Annotated in this window: 18 protein-coding genes and 2 pseudogenes; 10 read left to right on the forward strand and 10 right to left on the reverse strand. The window is 61.5% G+C overall.

Annotated elements, in window-relative coordinates; translation table 11 throughout:
- Window positions 1-381: 381 nt before the first annotated feature.
- Window positions 382-1,185, reverse strand: a complete 804-nt coding sequence (locus N554_RS0104175) for an SDR family NAD(P)-dependent oxidoreductase (protein ID WP_029582330.1) — start codon at window positions 1,183-1,185, stop codon at window positions 382-384.
- A gap of 484 nt (window positions 1,186-1,669) precedes the next feature.
- Between N554_RS0104175 and N554_RS0104180 the strand changes: the two genes are divergently transcribed.
- From N554_RS0104180 to N554_RS0104190, 3 genes are all read left to right on the forward strand, one after another.
- Window positions 1,670-3,709, forward strand: coding sequence for a TRAP transporter permease (locus tag N554_RS0104180; protein ID WP_029582331.1), 2,040 nt, complete (start codon window positions 1,670-1,672; stop codon window positions 3,707-3,709).
- An 18-nt stretch (window positions 3,710-3,727) separates the two neighbouring features.
- A complete protein-coding gene (locus tag N554_RS0104185; protein ID WP_029582332.1) occupies window positions 3,728-4,702 on the forward strand; it encodes a TAXI family TRAP transporter solute-binding subunit in 975 nt (324 codons plus the stop codon).
- A 163-nt stretch (window positions 4,703-4,865) separates the two neighbouring features.
- Complete coding sequence (locus tag N554_RS0104190) at window positions 4,866-6,008, forward strand: lactonase family protein (RefSeq protein WP_245283516.1); 1,143 nt, start codon at window positions 4,866-4,868, stop codon at window positions 6,006-6,008.
- A 217-nt stretch (window positions 6,009-6,225) separates the two neighbouring features.
- On the opposite strand, the gene N554_RS0104195 is transcribed toward N554_RS0104190, so the two are convergent.
- Window positions 6,226-6,705, reverse strand: coding sequence for a hypothetical protein (locus tag N554_RS0104195; RefSeq protein WP_029582334.1), 480 nt, complete (start codon window positions 6,703-6,705; stop codon window positions 6,226-6,228).
- A gap of 202 nt (window positions 6,706-6,907) precedes the next feature.
- Here N554_RS0104195 and N554_RS0104200 point away from each other — a divergent pair, with 202 nt between their 5' ends.
- Complete coding sequence (locus N554_RS0104200; protein ID WP_029582335.1) at window positions 6,908-7,213, forward strand: hypothetical protein; 306 nt, start codon at window positions 6,908-6,910, stop codon at window positions 7,211-7,213.
- A 133-nt stretch (window positions 7,214-7,346) separates the two neighbouring features.
- On the opposite strand, the gene N554_RS0104205 is transcribed toward N554_RS0104200, so the two are convergent.
- The 3 genes and pseudogenes from N554_RS0104205 to N554_RS35350 form a co-directional block, all read right to left on the reverse strand.
- Window positions 7,347-8,543 (reverse strand): hypothetical protein, encoded by a 1,197-nt coding sequence (locus N554_RS0104205; protein ID WP_029582336.1) that lies wholly within the window; start codon window positions 8,541-8,543, stop codon window positions 7,347-7,349.
- Between the two features lie 47 nt (window positions 8,544-8,590).
- Window positions 8,591-9,571 carry a Bug family tripartite tricarboxylate transporter substrate binding protein gene (locus N554_RS0104210; protein ID WP_029582337.1) on the reverse strand — a complete coding sequence of 327 codons (981 nt, stop codon included), beginning with the start codon at window positions 9,569-9,571 and terminating at the stop codon, window positions 8,591-8,593.
- A 234-nt stretch (window positions 9,572-9,805) separates the two neighbouring features.
- A pseudogene (locus N554_RS35350) lies at window positions 9,806-10,439 on the reverse strand (CoA pyrophosphatase).
- A 79-nt stretch (window positions 10,440-10,518) separates the two neighbouring features.
- On the opposite strand from N554_RS35350, the pseudogene N554_RS35355 reads away from it, so the two are divergent.
- The 6 genes and pseudogenes from N554_RS35355 (at window position 10,519) to N554_RS0104245 (ending at window position 14,569) form a co-directional block, all read left to right on the forward strand.
- A pseudogene (locus N554_RS35355) lies at window positions 10,519-10,943 on the forward strand (PaaI family thioesterase).
- Window positions 10,944-11,086: 143 nt separating this feature from the next.
- Window positions 11,087-12,118, forward strand: a complete 1,032-nt coding sequence (locus N554_RS0104225) for an aldo/keto reductase (RefSeq protein ID WP_029582338.1) — start codon at window positions 11,087-11,089, stop codon at window positions 12,116-12,118.
- 74 nt (window positions 12,119-12,192) lie between these two features.
- Window positions 12,193-13,284 carry a hypothetical protein gene (locus tag N554_RS0104230; RefSeq protein ID WP_029582339.1) on the forward strand — a complete coding sequence of 364 codons (1,092 nt, stop codon included), beginning with the start codon at window positions 12,193-12,195 and terminating at the stop codon, window positions 13,282-13,284.
- 344 nt (window positions 13,285-13,628) lie between these two features.
- Complete coding sequence (locus N554_RS0104235; protein ID WP_029582340.1) at window positions 13,629-13,895, forward strand: hypothetical protein; 267 nt, start codon at window positions 13,629-13,631, stop codon at window positions 13,893-13,895.
- A 76-nt stretch (window positions 13,896-13,971) separates the two neighbouring features.
- Window positions 13,972-14,151 (forward strand): hypothetical protein, encoded by a 180-nt coding sequence (locus tag N554_RS0104240; protein WP_029582341.1) that lies wholly within the window; start codon window positions 13,972-13,974, stop codon window positions 14,149-14,151.
- Between the two features lie 142 nt (window positions 14,152-14,293).
- Window positions 14,294-14,569, forward strand: a complete 276-nt coding sequence (locus tag N554_RS0104245) for a DUF1488 family protein (protein ID WP_029582342.1) — start codon at window positions 14,294-14,296, stop codon at window positions 14,567-14,569.
- A gap of 194 nt (window positions 14,570-14,763) precedes the next feature.
- Here N554_RS0104245 and N554_RS39550 read toward each other — a convergent pair whose 3' ends face one another.
- The 5 genes from N554_RS39550 to N554_RS0104270 form a co-directional block, all read right to left on the reverse strand.
- Entirely contained in the window at window positions 14,764-14,937 is a 174-nt protein-coding gene (locus N554_RS39550; protein WP_156041767.1) for a hypothetical protein, read from the reverse strand.
- Window positions 14,934-16,322 (reverse strand): amidase, encoded by a 1,389-nt coding sequence (locus N554_RS0104255; RefSeq protein WP_029582343.1) that lies wholly within the window; start codon window positions 16,320-16,322, stop codon window positions 14,934-14,936. The genes N554_RS39550 and N554_RS0104255 overlap by 4 nt, the downstream gene beginning before the upstream one ends.
- A gap of 31 nt (window positions 16,323-16,353) precedes the next feature.
- On the reverse strand, window positions 16,354-17,703 hold the full coding sequence (locus tag N554_RS0104260) for a TRAP transporter large permease (protein WP_029582344.1): 1,350 nt from the start codon (window positions 17,701-17,703) through the stop codon (window positions 16,354-16,356).
- Window positions 17,700-18,323: a TRAP transporter small permease subunit gene (locus tag N554_RS0104265; RefSeq protein ID WP_051677311.1), complete on the reverse strand. Its 624-nt coding sequence runs from the start codon at window positions 18,321-18,323 to the stop codon at window positions 17,700-17,702. The genes N554_RS0104260 and N554_RS0104265 overlap by 4 nt, the downstream gene beginning before the upstream one ends.
- A gap of 108 nt (window positions 18,324-18,431) precedes the next feature.
- A complete protein-coding gene (locus N554_RS0104270; protein ID WP_029582346.1) occupies window positions 18,432-19,556 on the reverse strand; it encodes a TRAP transporter substrate-binding protein in 1,125 nt (374 codons plus the stop codon).
- Window positions 19,557-19,778 lie beyond the last annotated feature (222 nt).

The raw sequence follows: 19,778 nt of genomic DNA on the forward strand, positions 1-19,778 counted from the left end.
TGGCGACGGGCGAAAGTTACGATGGCGCGCGGATGCTTGACGCATCGGCAGTCGCCGCTTGAGAGATCGGCCGGTCGGCGTTCGCCACACCGGTTGAGCCGGAGCTGCAAGAGGGGAGCAGATGGTAGGATCGATCGATCCGAGGTGCGAGACAGTCCGTGGGACCCATTGGCCGAAGAAAGGTCGTGAGGCTGTTTGGAGCTCGCGTCGCGGAAACCATCTTGGCCAGCGGTCTAAAACACACCGCATCAACAGGCCGGACATATGGATGCAAGCGATCCGATCAGACCCTGAAGAACTCTTGTGGCACGGGGGCCGTCCACATATGGGTCCCGGCTCGCGCTTCGCTTGGCCGGGACGACGGGAGATTTGTTGTCGGGGCTAACCCACCTTCAGCGTAATCCCGCCATCGACGATCAACTCAATCCCGGTGATGTATTTCGATTCGTCGGAGGCGAGAAACAGCGCCGCGTTGGCAACGTCCCAGGCATCGCCCATGTGCCCCATCGGCACCTGCGCGTCGCGCGCCCGCCACATCGCCTCGACATCGCCCTTGGCATAACTCGCCGCCAGCCCGGCGGAGTGTTCAACCATCGGTGTCTTCATCAGGCCCGGAAGAATGGCGTTGACCCGGACATTTTGCGGCGCGAATTCGACAGCTGTCGTGCGCGTCATCTGGTTCATCGCGGCCTTGGTCGTTGCATAGGAGACATAGGAGATTCCGAGATGGCGGATCGAGGCGATCGACGAAATATTGATGATCGAGCCGCCGCCCTGCCGCGCCATTACCGGAATGACGTGCTTCATGGCGAGATACGCGCTTTTGAGATTGACCGCGAACACGCGGTCCCAATCCGCCTCCGATATTTCGACCACGCTTCCGATTTCGGCAATCCCGACATTGTTGTCGAGCACGTCGATGCGGCCATAGGCCTTGAGGCAGGCCGCCACCATCACCTCGACATCACCGGCGCGGGAAACGTCAGCGGTGAACGCGATCGCATTGCCGCCTTCGGCGGCGATAATTTTGACGGTCTCTTCCGCGGCAGCCGAATTGCGGTCGACGCAAAACACCTGCGCGCCCTCGCGCGCAAACGTCACGGCGGTCGCCTTGCCATTGCCCCAGCCCGGACCGATCGAGCCGGCGCCGACCACCATCGCTGTTTTTCCCTTGAGCCGTTGCATCGACTTCTCCTTTTTGATGTCCGCGAGGCTCCTGTAGCCCCGGCGCCCGAGGCAAGCCGGGCTAGCTACGGCGCTGTTTGATTGCGCGTCTCACGGCTTGCTTGGAATGTCTTGCTTGGAAGGTCTTGCTTGGAATGTGCGGTTGTAGCCCGGATGCAGCACCTGCGAAATCCGGGAGTGCTGGGGGCGCGCGGCGGGGGCGGACATAACGGTTGCCGTCGCAACGGCAACGGTAATCAACCTTGACTTCATAAATAGTTCTTTCCCCATCGATTGGGCCGGAAAGTGACCGGATGAAGGCCCGCGGTCAATCGTTCAATTGCCCAAGGCGCGGAGACCAACGAGCGGAGATGAATCTCCAATAATTCCAAAGTCCCTGCCTATATTCGCTTGCCACGGTAGCCCAAACCGGCATGAATGCGGCCGCAATCAAGACCCCCGGCCAGCCAGCCGGGGTCATGTAAAAAGCGCTCCGGGGGGAAGCATGGCCGCAGAAGGTCGATCGCCAGGCAATTCAACGCCCGACGACAACGTCATCACCGTTTCCGACGAAGCTCTGCACAAGGCCGAGTTATTCGTCGAAGCCGAGGAAGGCGCGACCAACCGCCTGATGGGCTGGCCGGGGCGAATCTCGACGACCATTGCCGTCGTGATGAGCCTGTTTCATCTCTACGCGGCCTACGCGATCGTTCCCACGCAGGAACTTCGCTACATCCATGTCGCCTTCACGCTGGTGCTGAGCTTCCTCTTGTTTCCGCTGGCGACGCGGTTTCGCAACCGTGTCCGCTGGTGGGACGTCGTGCCCGGCATTTTTGCAGTGGCGACCATCGTCTACGCGCTGTGGGGGGGCGAAGATTTTACCGACCGCGCCACCTCACCGGATCGCTGGGACGTCATCGTCGGCATTGTCTTCATCGTGCTGCTGCTGGAGGCGACGCGGCGCACCACCGGGCTGATCATGCCGGTGGTCGCGGTGCTGTTCATCGCCTATGCGATGCTCGGCCCGCATCTGCCGGCGCCGTGGACCCACCGCGGCTACGACCTGCCCCGTCTGGTCGGGCATCTCTTTGTTACCTTGGAAGGCATTTTCGGCGTCGCGGTCGACGTGTCGGCGACCCTGATCATCCTGTTCACGATCTATGGCGCGTTCCTGGCGCAATCCGGCGCCGGAAAATTCTTCATCGACTTTTCGCTGGCGCTGATGGGCGGCAAGCCGAACAGCGCGGGGCGGACGGTGGTGCTGTCCTCGTTCCTGCTCGGCGGTCCCTCGGGCTCGGGCGTCGCCACGACAGTGATGATCGGCACCGTGGCCTCTCCGATGCTGGCCAAGGCCGGCTTCGAGAAAAACGCCGCCGGCGGATTGCTGGCGGCCGGCGGATTGGGCGCGATCCTGTCGCCGCCGGTGCTGGGGGCCGCGGCCTTCCTGATCGCCGAGTTTCTCAAGATCAGCTATCTCGACGTGATCTGGATGGCGACCATCCCGACCTGTCTTTATTACATGTCGCTGCTGTTCATGGTCGAATTGGACGCCAAAAAATTCGGCGCCAAGGACGTGACCTTCGTGCCGGAGATGTCGCTCGGCCAGATGACCAGGCGCTACGGCTTCCACTTCATCTCGCTGCTGGCCGTGGTCGTGTTCATGATTGTCGGCTATTCGCCGTCGCTGTCGGTGTTCTACGCCACGGTGGTCACCTTCGCGCTGAGCTTCCTGCGCAGGGAAACGGCGCTGGTGCCGAAGAAGCTGGTGAAGGCGCTCGCCGACGGCTCGATCGGCGCGCTGAATGCAGCGACCACCTGCGCCTGCGCCGGCATCGTCGTCGGCGTCGTGACGCTGACAGGCCTCGGCCTCAAATTCTCGTCGATCGTGATCAGCTATGCCGGCGGCAGTCTGCTGCTGACCGCGATCTACACCTCGCTGATCGTGTGGATCATCGGTCTCGCAGTGCCGGTGACTGCCTCGTACATCATCTGCGCCGTAATCGCCGCACCGGCATTGATAAAACTCGGCGTGCCTGATTACGCCGCCCACATGTTCATCTTCTATTACGCCGTGCTGTCCGAGGTGTCGCCGCCGACCGCGCTTTCACCGTTTGCGGCAGCCGCCATCACCGGCGGCGATCCCTACAAGACCACGCTGCAGTCGTGGAAATACACGCTGCCGGCCTTCCTAGTGCCGTTCGTGTTCGTGCTCGATCCGCAGGGCGTCGGCCTGTTGATGTCGATCCCCAAGGGCGGCTCGTGGGTCGATATCCTTGAGATCACGATCAAGACCACCATCGGGCTGCTGGCGCTCGCCGCGGTTGCCCAGAACTGGGCCCTGCGACAAAATACGCTGGTCGAGGGCGGCCTGCTTCTGCTATCCGGATTGCTGCTGGTGTTTCCGAGTTTGATCGAAGCGATCATCGAATGGGTCATCGGCCGCGATATCAGCTACACCTACGTGCCGGGCCTGATCATCGGCCTCGGCGTGCTGCTGTGGCAGGCGAGAACGCGGACGCCAAAACAACCGGCGCTTACAACATAGTCAGGGAGTGAGTAGATGATGACGACAATGAAAAAGACCGCGGCGGTGCTGGCCGTTACGATTTCGGCAGGGCTCGCCTTCGCCGGCATTGTCCATGCCCAGCAGAAGACCATGTCGATCGGCACCGGCGGGACCGGCGGCGTTTACTATCCGCTCGGCGGCGCCATCGCCAACGTGCTGTCGAAGAATCTTCCCAACGTGCAGGCCACAGCCGAGGTCACCGGCGGTTCGATCGACAATCTCAAACTGATCAGCACCGGCCAGAGCGAGCTGGGATTCACCATGGCCGATGCCGCACTCGATGCGTTGCAGGGCCAGGACAAGTTCAAGGGCGGCAAGGTGCCGCTGCAGGCGCTGCTCGTGGTCTATCCGAACCGCATGCATGTGGTGACCGTCGAGGGTACGGGCATCGAGACCATGGCGGACCTCAAGGGCAAACGCGTGTCGACGGGATCGCCGGGCGGCGCCACCGAGGTCATGGCGTTCCGCGTCATCGAGGCCGCGGGCCTCGACAAGGATAAGGATATGAAGCGCGAACGGCTCGGCGTCGCCGAGTCCGTCAACGCCATCAAGGACCGCAAGATCGACGCGTTCTTCTGGGTCGGCGGCATCCCCACCGCGGCGGTGACCGATCTCGCGGCAACACCGGGCATGAAAATGAAGCTGATCGACCACGGCGATACGGTCGAGAAGATGAATGCCAAATACGGCAAGCTCTATACATCGGCCAAGATCAAGGCGGGCTCCTATCCGGGCTACGACAAGGATAACGCCATCGCCGAGGTGTGGAATCTGATCGTCACCGGCGACAAGATGAGCAACGACGACGCCTATACGATCGTCAAGACGCTGGTAGAGAAGAAAGCCGACATCGTCGCGGTGCATAAGGAAGCCGAAAGCTTCTCGCTCGACAACCAGGTGCAGGATCGTTCACCGATCCCGTTCCATCCCGGCGCGCTGAAGTACTTCAAAGAGAAAGGCGTCGGCGGTTAACGCCTCGTCTTCGCGCAACGCGGCCGCCACCGGCATCGGTAGCGGCCGCTTTCACGCTGGCCACAATGTGGTTCCCCGCGTATGTTGCGAAACCGGCCCATCAGAGGCCGGTCTTATCGGGGAGAACGCCACAATGCCTGTCAATCAAGCAGTTGGATTATGCTTGGGCGCAGCAATCCTGCTCTGCAGCTCCGCCTTCCATTTTGCCCACGCCAAGCCCTTCATGATCGTCGGCAACGACGAGAAACTCATCTGGGACGATGATGGAAAGCCCGTCCTGTCCGCGCCCGGCAAGGATTCCGTCCTGATCGTCGATCTTGCCGATCCGGAAAATCCAAAGATCGTCGCCACGCTGCCCCTGAAGAATTCGATCGTTGGACCGCCGGTGAATCTCGACATCGATCCGACCGGATCGATCGCACTGGTGGCGGATTCGGTCGATGTCACCAAGGAGGGAGACACGCTGAAACAGGTGCCGGACAACAAGATCTACGTGATCGATCTCAAGGCCAATCCGCCCAAACTGGCGGCGACGGTCACCGGAGGCAAGCAGCCATCGGGCCTGAGCATCAGCCCTTCCGGCAAGATGGCGCTGGTCGGCAACCGCGGCGATAATTCGGTCAGCGTGCTTTCGATCAACGGCACCGACGTCAAGGTTACCGACACCATCGCATTCCCCGACCCTGTCGCGCATGTGGTGTTCACGCCGGACGGCAAGCGGGCGCTGGCCGTGAGATTCCCTGCGCACAAGGTCTCGGTGCTCGATATCGCCGGCGACAAGGTGACCTACAACAAGGTCGACCTGGCGACCGGCCAGTGGCCCTACAACGTCGTGGTGACACCTAACGGCAAGATCGCGCTGACCGCCGACAATGGTGCCGCCGGCTCGTCCGACGGCAGCGTCGACACAGCAAGCGTGATCGATCTCGAAGCCAACCCGCCGCGCATTATCGACCGGGTGGTGGTGGGTGACGGCCCTGAAGGACTGGCGATGCACCCGAAAGGCAATCTTGCGGTCGCCGCCATCCTCCGCGGATCGAACATGAAGAAGGCGTTTTACCATCAGAAGAACGGCAGCATCTCGGTGCTGAAGATCGACGGCAAGAAGGTGACCAAGACCCAGGATATCGAGGTCGGCGGATTGCCTGAGGCCGCAATGTTCACGCCCGACGGCAAGTATCTTCTGGTCGGGAACTACCTGACCCAGGACTTTTCGATCCTGAAGGTCAACGGCACCAAGGTCACGGACACCGGCAAGCGCTTCAAGGTGCCGGGACATCCGGCAGCGGCGCGGATGAGCCACTAAGAGCTGCACGCATCCGGATCGCAACAGCGGGTGATCGTCTTGGCGAAATACCCGCTTGTTGCCAGACCTCGCGCGATACGCTGACCGGCCACTATAGAGGCGTCCGGATCGCCGGAGGACATGCAGCGTTACGTCCTTGCGAAAACCGGGAAGTGGAGCAAGGCCGCCAGGTTTGCCGGCATCAAGCCGGAGTAATCACCGCAGCGGTTCGCGCCCATCACTGAAACGTCATGTCCAGGCACTTCGCGATGTCGGAGCCGAGGCCGGATGAGATGATGATGCAGCCGCGCACTTTCTGCGCGGTGTTGTCGCTCGCCCAGACCGCATAGCCGCCGGTGCCGAAAAACGCATTGGTGTTCGGCGGCTCGGTTTCGGTCGCATCGAACGAGTAATCGGAGTCGGTCTCGAAGATGCGGGGCTTTTTGGTGCAGCCGCCATCGGACTGCACGTTGATCACTTCCTTGTTGTCGCGCGTCAGTGCCAGGCTGACCTGGCACCGGAAATATTCCGAGGTCTTGACGTTGAAGATGTAAGCGTAGGATTTGCAGGTCGCGGTATTGAGCTTGCCGGGGCTTAAGCCGCGGCTGCAGGAAATTCTCTGGTTATTGCTGAGCTTGAATCCGTCCGCCTGGGCCACAGCAACCAGCGTCAGAGACAACAACGCGACAACAAAACAAATTTTGCGAAGCTGGTTCATCCGAATCATCCCTACGACGTACTTGCAAGCACCGGTTCTAGACCGAAACCGGAACATAGTCGCGAAGTCATGAGCGGGAAATCACAAAACGACGCACGCTGCGGCTAAGAGACCCGTCATATTGACGGGGCAATGACGTTCGTGATTTGTTCAAGCGATTGGCGAGGCGCCAACTTTCCGACCGTTGCTGGGAGCATGTACGATGACGAGATTTTCGACCAAAACCCTTTTGATCGCAGCCGCGCTGAGCGCGCTGACGACATCCGCGTTCGCGCAAGCGGCTGCGCCGACGCCCTGGGTGCTGGCGCCGGACACGGCCTATGGTTACGACAAGGAGGGCAAGACGTTTTCCTACAAGCTGGGAACCAACAATGCCGGCCTGCTGTTGAAGGGCGCGAAGAAGGTGCCGAAGGGTACGCTGTTCTTCATCGGCCACAACGGACAGCTCTATATGCGCACCGGCCCGTACCTCGAGGGCGACGGCAAGTTCATGTTCGGATCGAATTGAGCGTCAGTCCACCCGTAGAGCTCCACCCGCAAAGCTATGATGTCATCATCCGCGAAAGCGGATGATCCGGTGCGCCGCGGATTGCCGGATGCCCCGCTTTTCGCGGGGCATGACGGCCGGAGGCTGGAGCTTTCTAAAACGCCGCTGCCAACTCTTTCGCGCCCGGCAGATTGCAGTTGCTGTCCATCCGCGCATCCGTGACCGCCAGCAGTTTCGCCACCGTGTTGTGGCGGATCGCGACCGGGTTGCGCTCGTAACCGCTGCGCTGGAAAAAATTCGAGGTGGGGACTTGGTCGCGCATCGCCTGCGGCATCGTCACCATGTCGAGCCCGGTGCCGTCGCCGGTTAAGTTCATCATTTCCAGTTCAGCGGCGGTCAGGGGGCGGGTATGCCCCTTGGCGCGCGCGAAGATCACGGATGTGAGCAGCTTGTGCGTCTGCAGCAGTGGGCCGACATCGATGTCCAGCACCATGGCATGCATGGCCCAGCCCTGCGGCGTGTTGCCGATCTTTTCGTGGTGCGCCCACTCGTCCGGCACCGAGCGAGCCAATGCCACCATTCGCTTTAAGACCGCGATCTTGTGATCCATTGCCTTGCGCGGCGCGCCGGACAGATGCGCCGCCTTTGCCGTCAGCTCGTGGAGGACTTCGTGGCCCTGCTCGGCGATCAGTTCGACGCTGTTGGTCGTGAGCAACTGATTGTACCCGATCGCGGTCGAGATCGCGCGCGAGCCCGGGCGCGAAGCGCTCAACCCCGATTGCATGTCGTGATTGCCGTTGCCGCCGGTCTCGAACGAATAGACCCGCACCGCCTGCTCGCGGGTCAGCCCCGCCGCGGCCGCGGCGCGGGCATAGGCGCGCTTGAACTCAAGCTCGCTGCCCGGCCGCTGCGGCGCAAATTGAAAATGCTCCGCCGCTGCCTTCAGCAGGTCGGCGACGACAGGAATATATTTGCGCTCGCGCCGCGGCTCCTCGGGCTCGGGCGATGGAGTTACCGGCCGCTTCGGTCCGGTATAAACCGGCGGCTGCGTCAGCACATAGTCATCGAGCCCGATCGATTGGTGTTGGCGCCGCTTGGCGTTTCGGCCGCGCCGCTTCTCGGCGATCGAACTCCAATAGGCGCTGGCTTCCTGCTCGAATGCCGAGCGGACCTCCTGATATTCTTTCAGCTTGCGCCGGTAGTCCGCGATCGCCTGGGGCGAGGCCGCCTGCGCCATCGCCTCGACGGTGGCTGCGCGATGCGTGACGCCTTCGATCGCCGCGGCCTGCGACGCGATCAGCAGCAGCGCAAGCGCGAGATATCTGGGATCACGAATCGAACGAAAGCGCATTGGTTTATTGTAGCAAGCGTGCTGCGCAAGTCAGCTCCGAAATTCGCTCACTCCTGCTCGACGCCGCTGGATTTGACGAGCTGCGACCACTTCTTCTCATCCTTATCGATGAAAGCGGCATAGTCTTCCGGCGTGCCGGGCGTGATCTCGGTGCCATCAAGCCCCAACTGCTTCTTCGCCTCGTCGGAGGCGAGCGCCGCCTGCAATGTCTTGTTGAGTTTATCGATCACAGGCCGCGGCGTGCCGGCCGGCGCTACTAGGCCGTAGTAGAGCGACGCATCGAACCCGGGCAAAACCGACTCGGCAATCGTCGGCACGTCCGGCAGCAGGCTGGAGCGGGTCGTGCTCGTCACCGCCAGCGCACGCAGCCGTCCGGCAGAAACATTGGGATGAGACGCCGGGATCGGCGCGAATGCCATCGGGATGTGACCGCCCAACAGATCGGTCAGCGCCGGACCCGTGCCTTTGTAGGGAATATGCACGAGCTTGATGCCGGCGGACGCGGCGAAATATTCGCCGGTGATATGGCTGACTGTGCCGGCGCCGGCGGAGCCGAAATTGACCTTGCCGGGATTGGCCTTGGCGTAGGCAATCAACTCGCCGATGGTTTTGGCGGGGAATGAGGGATGCACCACCAGCGAGTTGGGCGCATTGCCGATCAAACCGATCGGCGCGAAATCCTTGCGCGGATCGTAGCCGGCATTCTTATAAAGTGACGGTCCGATCGCAAGCGTGCCGGTATATCCCAGCGCAATCGTGTAGCCGTCGGGATCGCTGTTTGCGACCGCCTTGGTGCCAACCGTGCCGCCGGCGCCCGGACGGTTGTCGACCACGACCTTTTCGCCCAGCAACTCGCTCATCTTGTCGGCGATGACACGGCCGACGATCGAGGTTGAGCCACCCGGCGCAAACGGAATCACCAGCGTGATGGCGCGGTTCGGAAAGCTCTGCGCCTGGGCTCGATCGGATGCGCCAGCCAGCCCGAACACTACGATGGCGGCGCAAAACAATGTTTTCCAGACCTGCATTCGAGCCCTCCCGGATTTTCTTTTTGTCTCTTCGCACCGTCGTCCAATCACCCGCTATCCGCAAGCCGGCTTCCGGACAACTCCAGTTTGTCGTCAGTGCAAGGAGCAAGGCGACCAAGCAATCCAGTTCTCGTTGAAGAGCTTCCGGATGGCTTCGCGGAGCCTGTCATCGGGCGCGCATTCGCGCAACCCGTTGGCTTTCAATGACAGCCTCAAACTCGATATTCGTTGGCCCTACTTCCAGGCAAAGACCGGCTGTTCCAGTTCGGCCACGCGGGTGTCACGCCCGGCGAGCACTTCGCGGAACTGGTAGATCAGCGCCGCGGTCGGGGCGTGGATGAACTGGCCGGCATGGTGAAACCGGATCACGCGCCGCGTGCTTTCCACAATCTTGGTGAAGTCGAAGGCGGCGGCGTGCTCGATATCATGGAGCGCGATGCGATGCACCGACGCGACCTCTTGCGGATTGGGTGAAATGCCAGCGCTCGTCGCCGCCCACACCACGACCGGCGTGATCAGATAGCCGGAGCGCGTCGGATAATCGTCGAGCAAACCCAGGACGTCGCCCGCGCCCAGTTCAAGGCCGAAGCTCTTCGTGAAGCTCGCGCAACGCCGCCACCGCGGGCGTCTCACCCTCGTCGCAGCGGCCGCCCGGCAGCGCCCATTGACCGCGGTGGGCACGCAGCCCCGCGGCGCGCAGCGTCAACAGCAACGCCGCGCTATTGGAGCCATCGTCGGCCGCGACGAGCGCGATGGCGACAGCGGCCCGCTTCAGTGCCGGTGCCGGTTCGCTGGTGGGCAGCCGCGCAAATGTCGCGCAGCGGCTTGCGATATTCCGCCTCGTGGCATCGTCGAATAGCCTGGTCATGCAGCTTGACTACAACACGTCAACGCTTGATGAAATGACCGGAAATCAGAATTCATCGCCGAGACCGGAAAGACCTAGCATGACCGACAAGGCCGCGGAGAAACTCAAAGCCTCCGGATGGACCATCGTCGAGACCACAGGCTTCCTCCAGTTGATCGGGCCGCTTTTGGCAACGCGTCGTCAATGGCGAGCATGAATATGCGCTGATAACCCAAGACAAACACCACAACCGCCGCGGCCTGGTGCAGGGCGGGGTGTTGATGACGTTCGCGGACCGTAGCTGCGGCATGACCGCACGATACGTATCGGGCCGGCCCACGCTCGCGACCGTCCAGATGGACACCCATTTTGTCGAGGCCGGCAAGATCGGCGAGATCTTGTTGTCAAAGCCGCACGTGGGTCCGCTCGACCCGCAGCCTGATTTTCGTGAGCACCGAGGTGACGGTCGACAAGCGCTGTATCGCCATGGCCAGCGGTGTGTTTAAGATATTGAAGAACGATTGAGCGCGCGGCGCGTTACCGTTGCCCGTCATTGTGAGGAGCGAAGCGGACGAAGCAATCCATATTGCTTCGCGGAGCCTGTCATGGGGCGGCGCACCGACCCGTTGGTTCGCAATGATGATCCACACTCAGAGGGATTTAAGCTGATGCAATATCGTCAACTCGGCCGCAGCGGCCTGAAAATCTCGCCGATATGCCTCGGCACGATGATGTTCGGCGGGCCGACCGATGAGGCGACGTCGACGCGGATCGTCGCGAAAGCGCGCGAGGCCGGCGTCAACTTCATCGATACCGCGGACGCCTATTCCAGCGGCAATTCCGAGCAGGTGGTCGGCCGCGCCATTGCCAACAACCGGCACAACTGGGTGCTCGCCACCAAGCTCGCCAACGCCATGGGCGACGATCCCAATCGCGGCGGGCTGTCGCGGCGCTGGGTGTTGCAGGCGGCCGATGAAAGCCTGAAGCGACTTGGCACCGACTACATCGACATCTACTATCTGCACAAGGAAGACCATTCGACGCCGCTGGACGAGACCGTGCGGGCGATGGGCGACCTGATCCAAAACGGCAAGGTGCGCTATTTCGGCGTCTCGAATTATCGGGCCTGGCGGGTCGCCGAAATCTGCAACATCTGCGATCGCCTTGGCATCGACCGCCCGATCGCAAGCCAGCCCTATTACAATGCGATGAACCGGATGCCCGAGGTCGAGCATTTTCCGGCCTGCAATTATTACGGTCTCGGCATCGTGCCCTATAGCCCCTTGGCACGCGGCGTGCTGACCGGCAAATACCGTCCCGACGCGCCACCCGACAAGGACACCCGCGCGGGCCGCAACGACAAGCGCATGATGCAGACCGAGTGGCGGCCGGAATCGCTCAAGCTCGCCCAGGAAATCCGCCGGCACGCGGAAGCAAAAGGCATCACCGCCGGCCAATTCGCGGTGTCATGGGTGCTGAACTCTTCCTTCGTCTCTGCCGTGATCGCCGGCCCGCGCACCGAGGAGCAATGGGACGATTATATGCGCGCGCTCGACTATCGCTTCACGGCCGAGGACGAAGCGCTGATCGACCGCCTGGTCGCCAGCGGCCATCCCTCGACGCCCGGCTTTAACGATCCGGCGTATCCGATCGAGGGACGGCGGGCGCGGACGGCTGGGGCACCAAACCCGGACGCTTAGAGAAGCCGAAATATCCCTTGCCTGCCCGCCAGGGTTGCGGATTAATGTTCTGCGAGGATTGCGGGGGCAGGTCGGTGTATCTCAGAGCGTTGGGCGCAATCGCGCTGTTGATAGTATCGGCGTCATCGGTTGCGGCGCGAGGACCTTACGGCTCCGTGGCGATTGGAAACTGGTCCGGCGGCGCCTTCACGAATGACCAGACCGGCGCGTTCATTGGATGTATCGCTTCGGCGAACTACAAAAGCGGCGTCACCATGTTTGTGATGGTGAGCGCCAAAACCACCTGGAACCTAGGCTTTACGCACAACAATTGGACGCTCAAACCGGGCGCGGCATTCCCCATCGTGCTGACGTTCGACGGTCGTCCTCCGGTTAACGTCAACGGCCGGGTCGTTTCCGAGCATACGGTCAACGTCGATATGCCCGACACCTCCGAGTTGATCAGGCAATTCAGAGCGTCGACGACGATGAGCGCCTTTGCCGAGGGCAATCTATTCCAGTTCAATCTCGACAAGACCGGAATCCTGCTTCCGGCGCTGGTCAATTGTGTTGCGACCGTAAACCGCGACGGCATAGCCGCCGCCAGGGATTTTGTCTTGCCGCAGCGAACGCCGGCTGCGGCAGCACGCGCTGCCCCATCGGGGGGAACCGGCAGCAGCCTCGCACCCGCGCAAGGACCCTCCACCCCCGAACTTCAACTCGAGGCGATGGAATTTGCGTCCAACTTTATTTTAAAGGCTGCGCTTAACAATGCGCGTGTCCTCAGCCGGGCAGAGACGCCGCCTACCCTGGTCAGCAACGGCGCGGCCTGGCAATCGGATGACGCGATCGGCTTTGTGCGGATCATTCCGGCGCAGGCTGGCGTCAAAGGTCTGGATGTAGCCTCCGCCGTCGTCGCGAACGATGCGAAGGCCTGCAAAGGCAAATTCGCATCGGCCCGCAACAGCGAGTTGGTCGACAGCGATGTCGTGTTCAGGGGCATGTCGTCGTGCGAAGATTCCGAACGCGCGAGCATTTCGCAGTATTTCATCTTGCCGCGGAAGAAGGGCGGCTTTGTCCTGTTCTCGGTGGTTGCAAATCTGCGGATGGGAGAGGCCCGCAACCCATTGCGCGAGGAAAAGAACAAGGATTTTCGAAAGGCTGCCCTGGTGGCCGTCGGCCCGTAAGGCCGCAATTGTACGATTGTTTAGGCGCGCTCGGCGCCGGGGTTCAAAACAGTGAACTACGCCCTCCCGATCCTTGGCCGCGCGCTGTCATTCTCTCCCGTCAGCGCTCCGCGGGCGCCCGCCTTGCCGAAGCCATAGGGCGGCATGCCGCGGACCTCGGCTTGAAAGAAAGTCGTGGCTATTCGGACACAAAAGGCGCACCGTTGTCAGGTGTTCGCCTCTAGCCGATGCTGGCTGCGTTCCGAGGCTGCGAACAGACGATTTGCAACAAAGCTGGCGAAAAGAGCGCGAAAGCGATTCAATCCTCATGGAATCGTCCGGGCCCCGCCAACTCGAGGTAGGTGATCTTGACGAGGTCGCGACGAGAAACCGTGACATTCAAGCATGCGTTCCGGATCAAGGGCATTGAACGCGAGTTGCCGGCTGGAGCTTACGAGGTCGTGACCGACGAAGAACTGATCGAAGGCCTGTCGTTTCCGTGCTTCCGCCGCGTTGCCACCATGATCATGGTTCCGGCCGCATCGCCGCACCATCAGTCGGTCGAAATGATTTCCATCAGTTCGGTCGATCTCGCCGATGCGCAGCAGGCCGATGCGGTTGCGTCGCGTTGAACGGGCATCATACCACCATCGAAACCACTCTCCGCGCTCCGCAGTAAACGCCACACCTCACAGTTAAGGAACGTCCATGCAAATTCTCTCCCCGCGTCACGTCAAAACCGAAGAGTCGCTGCGTCTTGGCGTCGTGTCGGGCTGGTACAGCACCAAGGTCAGCGGCACGTTCGTCACGGGCCCTCACGCCACGCAGGAAGATTGTCTTTCGAAGATTGCCGAACTCAATCCGGTTGCGGCGAAGAAGAAATTCTAACAGAGGCGAAGCATTTTCCGGCTAAGTGGAACCCGGCTAGCCGCAAGAAAACGCTCCTGACCAAATAACTTGCGCAAGACCGGGATCCACTCTTGTGGAATGCGCGCTGGCTGACAGCCCGCTCAATCGAGGAGGCTCCGATATGGCGCTGACCCAGAGCCACTTTCAGGAATACGACTTCGACCGCATGGTCGTGCGCTTCACGATGAAGAATGATCAGGCCACCGTCGCCTGCGCCGTCTCTACCGACGCGATGGATCAACTTGAAGGATCATCCAGAACGCCGCCGGCGCAGCGCGAGCAGCAATTCCTGAGACTGCGCGACCGCATCGAGGCCCGCGCCGCGCGGAAATTCAGCGATGCCGAGCTGGAGGGCAATCCTCCGGGCGTGATCCTTCGCGGCATCGATTTCCGCTGACCGCAATTATAGTTGGAGTGGGGGAATAAAAACTCAGAAGTGGGGGGTTCCAACAGTTATCCGGTCTCGCCTGGGGCCGAACCGTCGCGTTGTTCGAGGAGAAGCTTGGCGCGCTGTCGCGCCCGGCCTGGAGCAGTCGATCCTGTTCCAGGCCTGTCCGCACGTCGGCATGCCTGCTTCTTCGTGGCGGAACGTCAGCGATGCGCGCCGTTCGCCGCCCGCATGGATTGCACGAAGTCGGTCACCGCCAGAATCATCACCCCCACAACAATGATGATGAGCGGGATTTCCTTGACCCAGACCACCATGAATCCCAGAAATGTCATCACAAGCCCAAGGCCGATGATCCCGGTGATCAGATTGGTCATCGCGCTTTCCTTTTCTCCGCGCCGGGCCCACCGGCCCGGACTTTGCGTCGGCCACCGCGGCTAGTGCGCCCGATGTTCTTGACAAGCCAGTGCGCGGTGCGCAAGAGGCGCACATCGTTGCCGCGACGGCCGACAAGCTGAACGCCCAGCGGAAGGCCGGTTTCAGAACTCATCAACGGCAAGCTGATGGCGGGCACACCGAGATAGCTCCAGGTCGTACAAAAGATCGGGCTGCCGGTCGTCCCGATTCCGGGCGCCTCGCCCGGCGCAGCGGGCGTCAGAACGGCGTCGTATTCGTCGAAAATAAGGTCCAGACTCTGGTTGAGCGGCGTGATGCCGGCCAGGGCGTTGCAATAATCCATCGCGAGATGCGCGCGACCGCGCTCGATCAGCTGCCGCAGCTGGGTGCTGAGCTTGTCGCCGCCTCGCTTGTAATCGCGGCGCAGATTGTGCGCCATCTCAACTTCCATTATGACGCGGTGCATATCGACGGCCTGATCGAAGCTCGGCCCAAGCTCGACTTCGCTCGCGGCCTCGCCCAAAGTCTCGACAAGTTCGCCGAAAGCTTCACGCGTCACCGGGTCGGCCTGCTCCCAGACTGCAGAGCGCAAGAATGCAAATCGCGGCGGCAAGGGCGGCTCGCTCGCCGCAACCGCGGAAAAATGCGGGATAGCGAGCGGCCGGGTGTCGAGGTCTTCCTCATCGAAGCCAGCCAGCGTCTCGGCGAGCAGCGCGACATCCTCAACGGTTCGCGCGAATACTCCGACGTGATCCAGCGTGCGCGACAGCAACAGCGCGCCACTGCGCGGAATAAGGCCGTGGGTCGGCTTGAAGCCGACAATGCCGCAGAATGCCGCCGGCCGGATTACCGAGCCGTTGGTCTGCGAGCCGATCGCACCCGGCACCATGTTGGACGCAACGGCGGCCGCGGAGCCGCTCGAGGAGCCACCCGGCGTACGTTCGGCATCATGCGGGTTGCGGGTCTTGCCGGGATGGAAATAGGCGTACTCCGTGGTGACGGTCTTGCCCATGATCACGGCACCGGCGGACCGCAGCCGGGCAACCGCGGCGGCGTCAGTTCGCGGCGTGCGGCCTGCCCACAACGGAGAGCCGAATTCGGTCGGCATGTCGCTGGTGTCGAAAATGTCCTTGATGCCAATCGGCACCCCATGCAGCGGACCCAAAGCCTTGCCCTGCTTGCGGTGGGCATCGGCCGCTTCCGCCTGTTGCATCGCGTAGCTACGGTCGAGGAAGGCCCAGGCCTGCACCTTTTCGTCCACCGCCGCGACCTGCTTGAGACAATCCGCAGTCAGTTCCGCGGAGGTGATGCGCCCCTCGCGAATGTCCGCCGCGGCCTCGGCAAGGCTGAGTGCGCACAGGCTCATTCATGCACTCCGCGCGTGCGCACCATACCTCTCATCGTACCCCATAGAGATAGTCCGGGAGCCACAGCGCGAGCTGCGGAAAGATGTAGACCAGCGCCATGGTGAGGAACACCATGAAGACGAACGGAAGGGCACCACTGAAGATGTCCGTAAGCTTCACCCAGGACGGCGCGACGCCTTTCAGGTAAAAGGCAGCCATCGCGACAGGCGGCGTGTTGAAAGCGGTTTGCGTGTTCAGCGCGACCAGGATGCCGAAGAAGATCGGGTTGATACCGAAATCATCCAGCAGCGGCAGGAAGATCGGCACGAAAATGATGATGATCTCCGTCCACTCCAGCGGCCATCCCAGGAGAAAAATGATGACTTGGGTGAGCACCAAGAACATCGTCGGAGACAGGTTGAGCCCCAGGATGAAGCTTTCGACGACCGACTGACCGCCGAGCAGCGCGAACACTGACGAGAAGGTCCACGATCCGATGAACAGATAGCAGACCATCGCAGTCGCGCGCGCCGTCAGGTACACGGATTCCTTCATCATCTGGAAATTCAACGCACCATAGGCAAATGCCAGAGCGATGCTGCCGAGAGCGCCGACGCCGGCGGCCTCAGAAGGCGTCGCGAGCCCGAACAGAATTGCGCCGAGCACCGACACGATCAGCAGAGCCAGCGGCAGGAACGATGTCGCCAGCGACCACACCACCTCGCGTAATGGCACGTCGGTCTCTTTCGGCGGCAGCTTGGGCGCGAGCGCCGGATTGATCATCGCCCGCACGATCACGTACAGGACGTAGAAGCCCGCCAGCATAAAGCCCGGTATGAACGCCGCAGCGTACAGCTTGACGGCGGAGACGCCGGCGGTAGCCGCATAGACAATGAGAAGGATGCTGGGCGGGATCAGGATGCCGAGGCAGCCGCCGGCGCAAACCACACCAGCGGAGAGCTTCACGTCATAGCCGGCGCGCAGCATGGCAGGGAACGCCAGCAGGCCCATCAGCGTCACCACGGCACCGACGATGCCGGTCGCGGTTGCAAACATCGCGCAGGTTAGCAGCGTCGCGACGGCAAGTGCGCCAGGCACGTTCTTCATCGATATCTGCAGCGAATGGAACAGGCGATCGAGAATGTTCGAACGTTCGACCACGTACCCCATGAACAGGAATAGCGGCACGGCGGTCAAAACGTCACTCGATGTGACCTCGAAAGTCTTCTGCACCAGCAGCGTGAAGATGCGGTTCTGGAAAAACTCCTGGCCGGGCGTGAAGTAGGCGTAGTAGCCGAACCCGACGCCCATCGCGATGAGCGTGAACGCAATCGGGAAGCCCAGCATGATGATGAAAATGAACAGTCCCAGCATCAGCATGCCGATTTGAGGGTCGGTCATGCTCCAGTCTCCTTGTGGCCCGGCAACGGCTCGTCCGCGAGGCCGGCTGCCGCGAGCTGCTGCTGCTTCTCGCGGATGATTACAGACTCGGTTTCCTCGACGTCGTGCAGGCGTTGCGGCCATTCGCCGTCCTGAATGCACAGGATGCAACGAATGATTTCGGCCACTCCCTGGATGAACAGCAGCAGGCCGGTTAGTGGAATCAAGGCCTTGAGCGGAAACACCGGTACGCCGGCGGGGCTGAAGATGCTTACTTCGCGGAAGCGGACGGACATCTCGGCGTACGACCACCCCGCATACATCCAGGCCGCAACGGCGGGGAAAAAGAACAGGATGTAGAGGACGAGATCCATGCTCGCCTGCATGCGTGGTTTCCAGAACCGGTACAGCACGTCCGCCCGCACATGGCCGTTGCGCGATAGCGTATATGCACCAGCCATCAGGAACATCGCGCCATAACTGATGTAGCTGAAGTCGAAAGCCCAGGTCGTCGGCGCCCCAAACACATAGCGCACCAGCACCTCGTAACTGACGCCCAGCGTCAACACCAGTATCAGCCAGCCGAAGCTCTTGCCGACCCACGCGCTCAGCGCATCGATGAATAACGGGATCTTTCTCATGCTAAATCTGAGCGCAAAAGTTCACGCCGTCCCCCAACTTGTGCCCCAGGCGGCGCGGATGCGCCGCCCCTCCATGACCCGCCGGCACGCGCGTGCCGGGCGCTCCTCTCAGATCGCGAGCTTGCCGAAGTGATGCTCGTAAGCGCCGCGGTAGTCCGTGGCGTTGAACAGGTTGTAGTACACGACGCGCTTCACCCAGGCCTTCTGCGACTCCATGACCTTCTTCATGAAGGGGTCCTTATCAAGTTGGGCGATGAGACCGTCCCAAGCCTTGATTTGGGCATCGAACACATCCTTCGGGGTGCGCAGAATATTGACCTTATCCTTGTCCCGCAGCTCGACCAGGTCCTTCGAGTAGTAATCCATGCCCTTCCACTCGTTGGCGGAGGAGGCGGACTCGGCGGCGTATTGCAGGATCGCCTGATGCTCCTTGGGCAGCGCGTTGTACTTCGTCCGGTTGAACATGATCTCGAAGTACTCTGTTGCCTGATGATGGCTGCCCAGCATGTAGTTCTTGGCGACGTCCTGGGCGCCGAAGCGGCGGTCCGAGGTCGGGTTGTTGAACTCGAAGGCGTCGATCACGCCGCGCTCCATGGCGGGCACGATTTCGCCGCCCGGAAGCTGCGCCACCGCAAGGCCCATGGACTGCATCAGGTCGGCGGCAAGACCGACGGTGCGGTACTTCAGGCCCTTCATGTCGGCCATGCTATTGACCGGCTTCTTGAACCAGCCAAGCGGCTGGGTCGGCATCGGCATCGCGAAGAAGCTCTTGACGTTGACCTTCATGATCTGGGTCTGCAGCTCTTCGAACAGCTCCTTGCCGCCGCCATTGTGGATCCAGCCGAGACCTTCATTGGCGTTGAAACCGAACACCGGGCCGGTGCCGAACAGCGAGGCCGCCTTGTGCTTGCCGTACCAGTACACGGTCACGGTGTGAGCGGCATCGATCTGCCCGCCATGCACGCCGTCCAGCACCTGGAAGGGATGCACGACCGCACCGCCGACGAGGAAGTCAATCTTCAGCCGGCCGCCGGCCATTTCATTGACGCGCTTGACGTAGTCTTCGGCCATCTCGTTGAAGACGTCCTTGGCTCCCCAGGAGCCCTGCATCTTCAAGGTTGCCGTCTGCGCTCGCGAGACCTGCGGCATCGCGATTGTTGCCGCGCCGGTTGCCCCGGCGGCGAGCAAAAATTTGCGACGAGTAGTCTTGCCCTTTTCAGATTTTGCGGTCATGGAGGTCCTCCCTAGCGGCGTTGTTGTTCGAACGGCACTTAAGTGCGCTTTTCGTTGTTAACCGCTGGACGCCCGCCGTATTCCAGCGACCTCATCATAGTTTGGACGTAAAAGAGCGCGAAAGCGATTCAATTTTCATTGAATCGTCCGACCAAATCGCTTGCGCAAGACCGGGATTCACTCTTGCGGAATGCGCGCTGGCTGACAGCCCGCTCAATCGAG

Origin of the sequence: Bradyrhizobium sp. URHD0069, from assembly GCF_000701345.1 — a bacterium.
Taxonomy (GTDB): Bacteria; Pseudomonadota; Alphaproteobacteria; order Rhizobiales; family Xanthobacteraceae; genus Bradyrhizobium.

What these genes read in the sequence shown, in the direction of transcription:
- N554_RS0104245 (WP_029582342.1), top strand. Translation starts at nt 14,294, where the DNA reads ATGGCGCTGACCCAGAGCCACTTTCAGGAATACGACTTCGACCGCATG.
- N554_RS0104180 (WP_029582331.1), top strand. Translation starts at nt 1,670, where the DNA reads ATGGCCGCAGAAGGTCGATCGCCAGGCAATTCAACGCCCGACGACAAC.
- N554_RS0104225 (WP_029582338.1), top strand. Translation starts at nt 11,087, where the DNA reads ATGCAATATCGTCAACTCGGCCGCAGCGGCCTGAAAATCTCGCCGATA.
- N554_RS0104265 (WP_051677311.1), bottom strand. Translation starts at nt 18,323, where the DNA reads ATGAGAAAGATCCCGTTATTCATCGATGCGCTGAGCGCGTGGGTCGGC.
- N554_RS0104270 (WP_029582346.1), bottom strand. Translation starts at nt 19,556, where the DNA reads ATGACCGCAAAATCTGAAAAGGGCAAGACTACTCGTCGCAAATTTTTG.
- N554_RS0104260 (WP_029582344.1), bottom strand. Translation starts at nt 17,703, where the DNA reads ATGACCGACCCTCAAATCGGCATGCTGATGCTGGGACTGTTCATTTTC.
- N554_RS0104240 (WP_029582341.1), top strand. Translation starts at nt 13,972, where the DNA reads ATGCAAATTCTCTCCCCGCGTCACGTCAAAACCGAAGAGTCGCTGCGT.
- N554_RS0104200 (WP_029582335.1), top strand. Translation starts at nt 6,908, where the DNA reads ATGACGAGATTTTCGACCAAAACCCTTTTGATCGCAGCCGCGCTGAGC.
- N554_RS0104205 (WP_029582336.1), bottom strand. Translation starts at nt 8,543, where the DNA reads ATGCGCTTTCGTTCGATTCGTGATCCCAGATATCTCGCGCTTGCGCTG.
- N554_RS0104195 (WP_029582334.1), bottom strand. Translation starts at nt 6,705, where the DNA reads ATGAACCAGCTTCGCAAAATTTGTTTTGTTGTCGCGTTGTTGTCTCTG.
- N554_RS0104175 (WP_029582330.1), bottom strand. Translation starts at nt 1,185, where the DNA reads ATGCAACGGCTCAAGGGAAAAACAGCGATGGTGGTCGGCGCCGGCTCG.
- N554_RS0104255 (WP_029582343.1), bottom strand. Translation starts at nt 16,322, where the DNA reads ATGAGCCTGTGCGCACTCAGCCTTGCCGAGGCCGCGGCGGACATTCGC.
- N554_RS0104210 (WP_029582337.1), bottom strand. Translation starts at nt 9,571, where the DNA reads ATGCAGGTCTGGAAAACATTGTTTTGCGCCGCCATCGTAGTGTTCGGG.
- N554_RS39550 (WP_156041767.1), bottom strand. Translation starts at nt 14,937, where the DNA reads ATGACCAATCTGATCACCGGGATCATCGGCCTTGGGCTTGTGATGACA.
- N554_RS0104185 (WP_029582332.1), top strand. Translation starts at nt 3,728, where the DNA reads ATGACGACAATGAAAAAGACCGCGGCGGTGCTGGCCGTTACGATTTCG.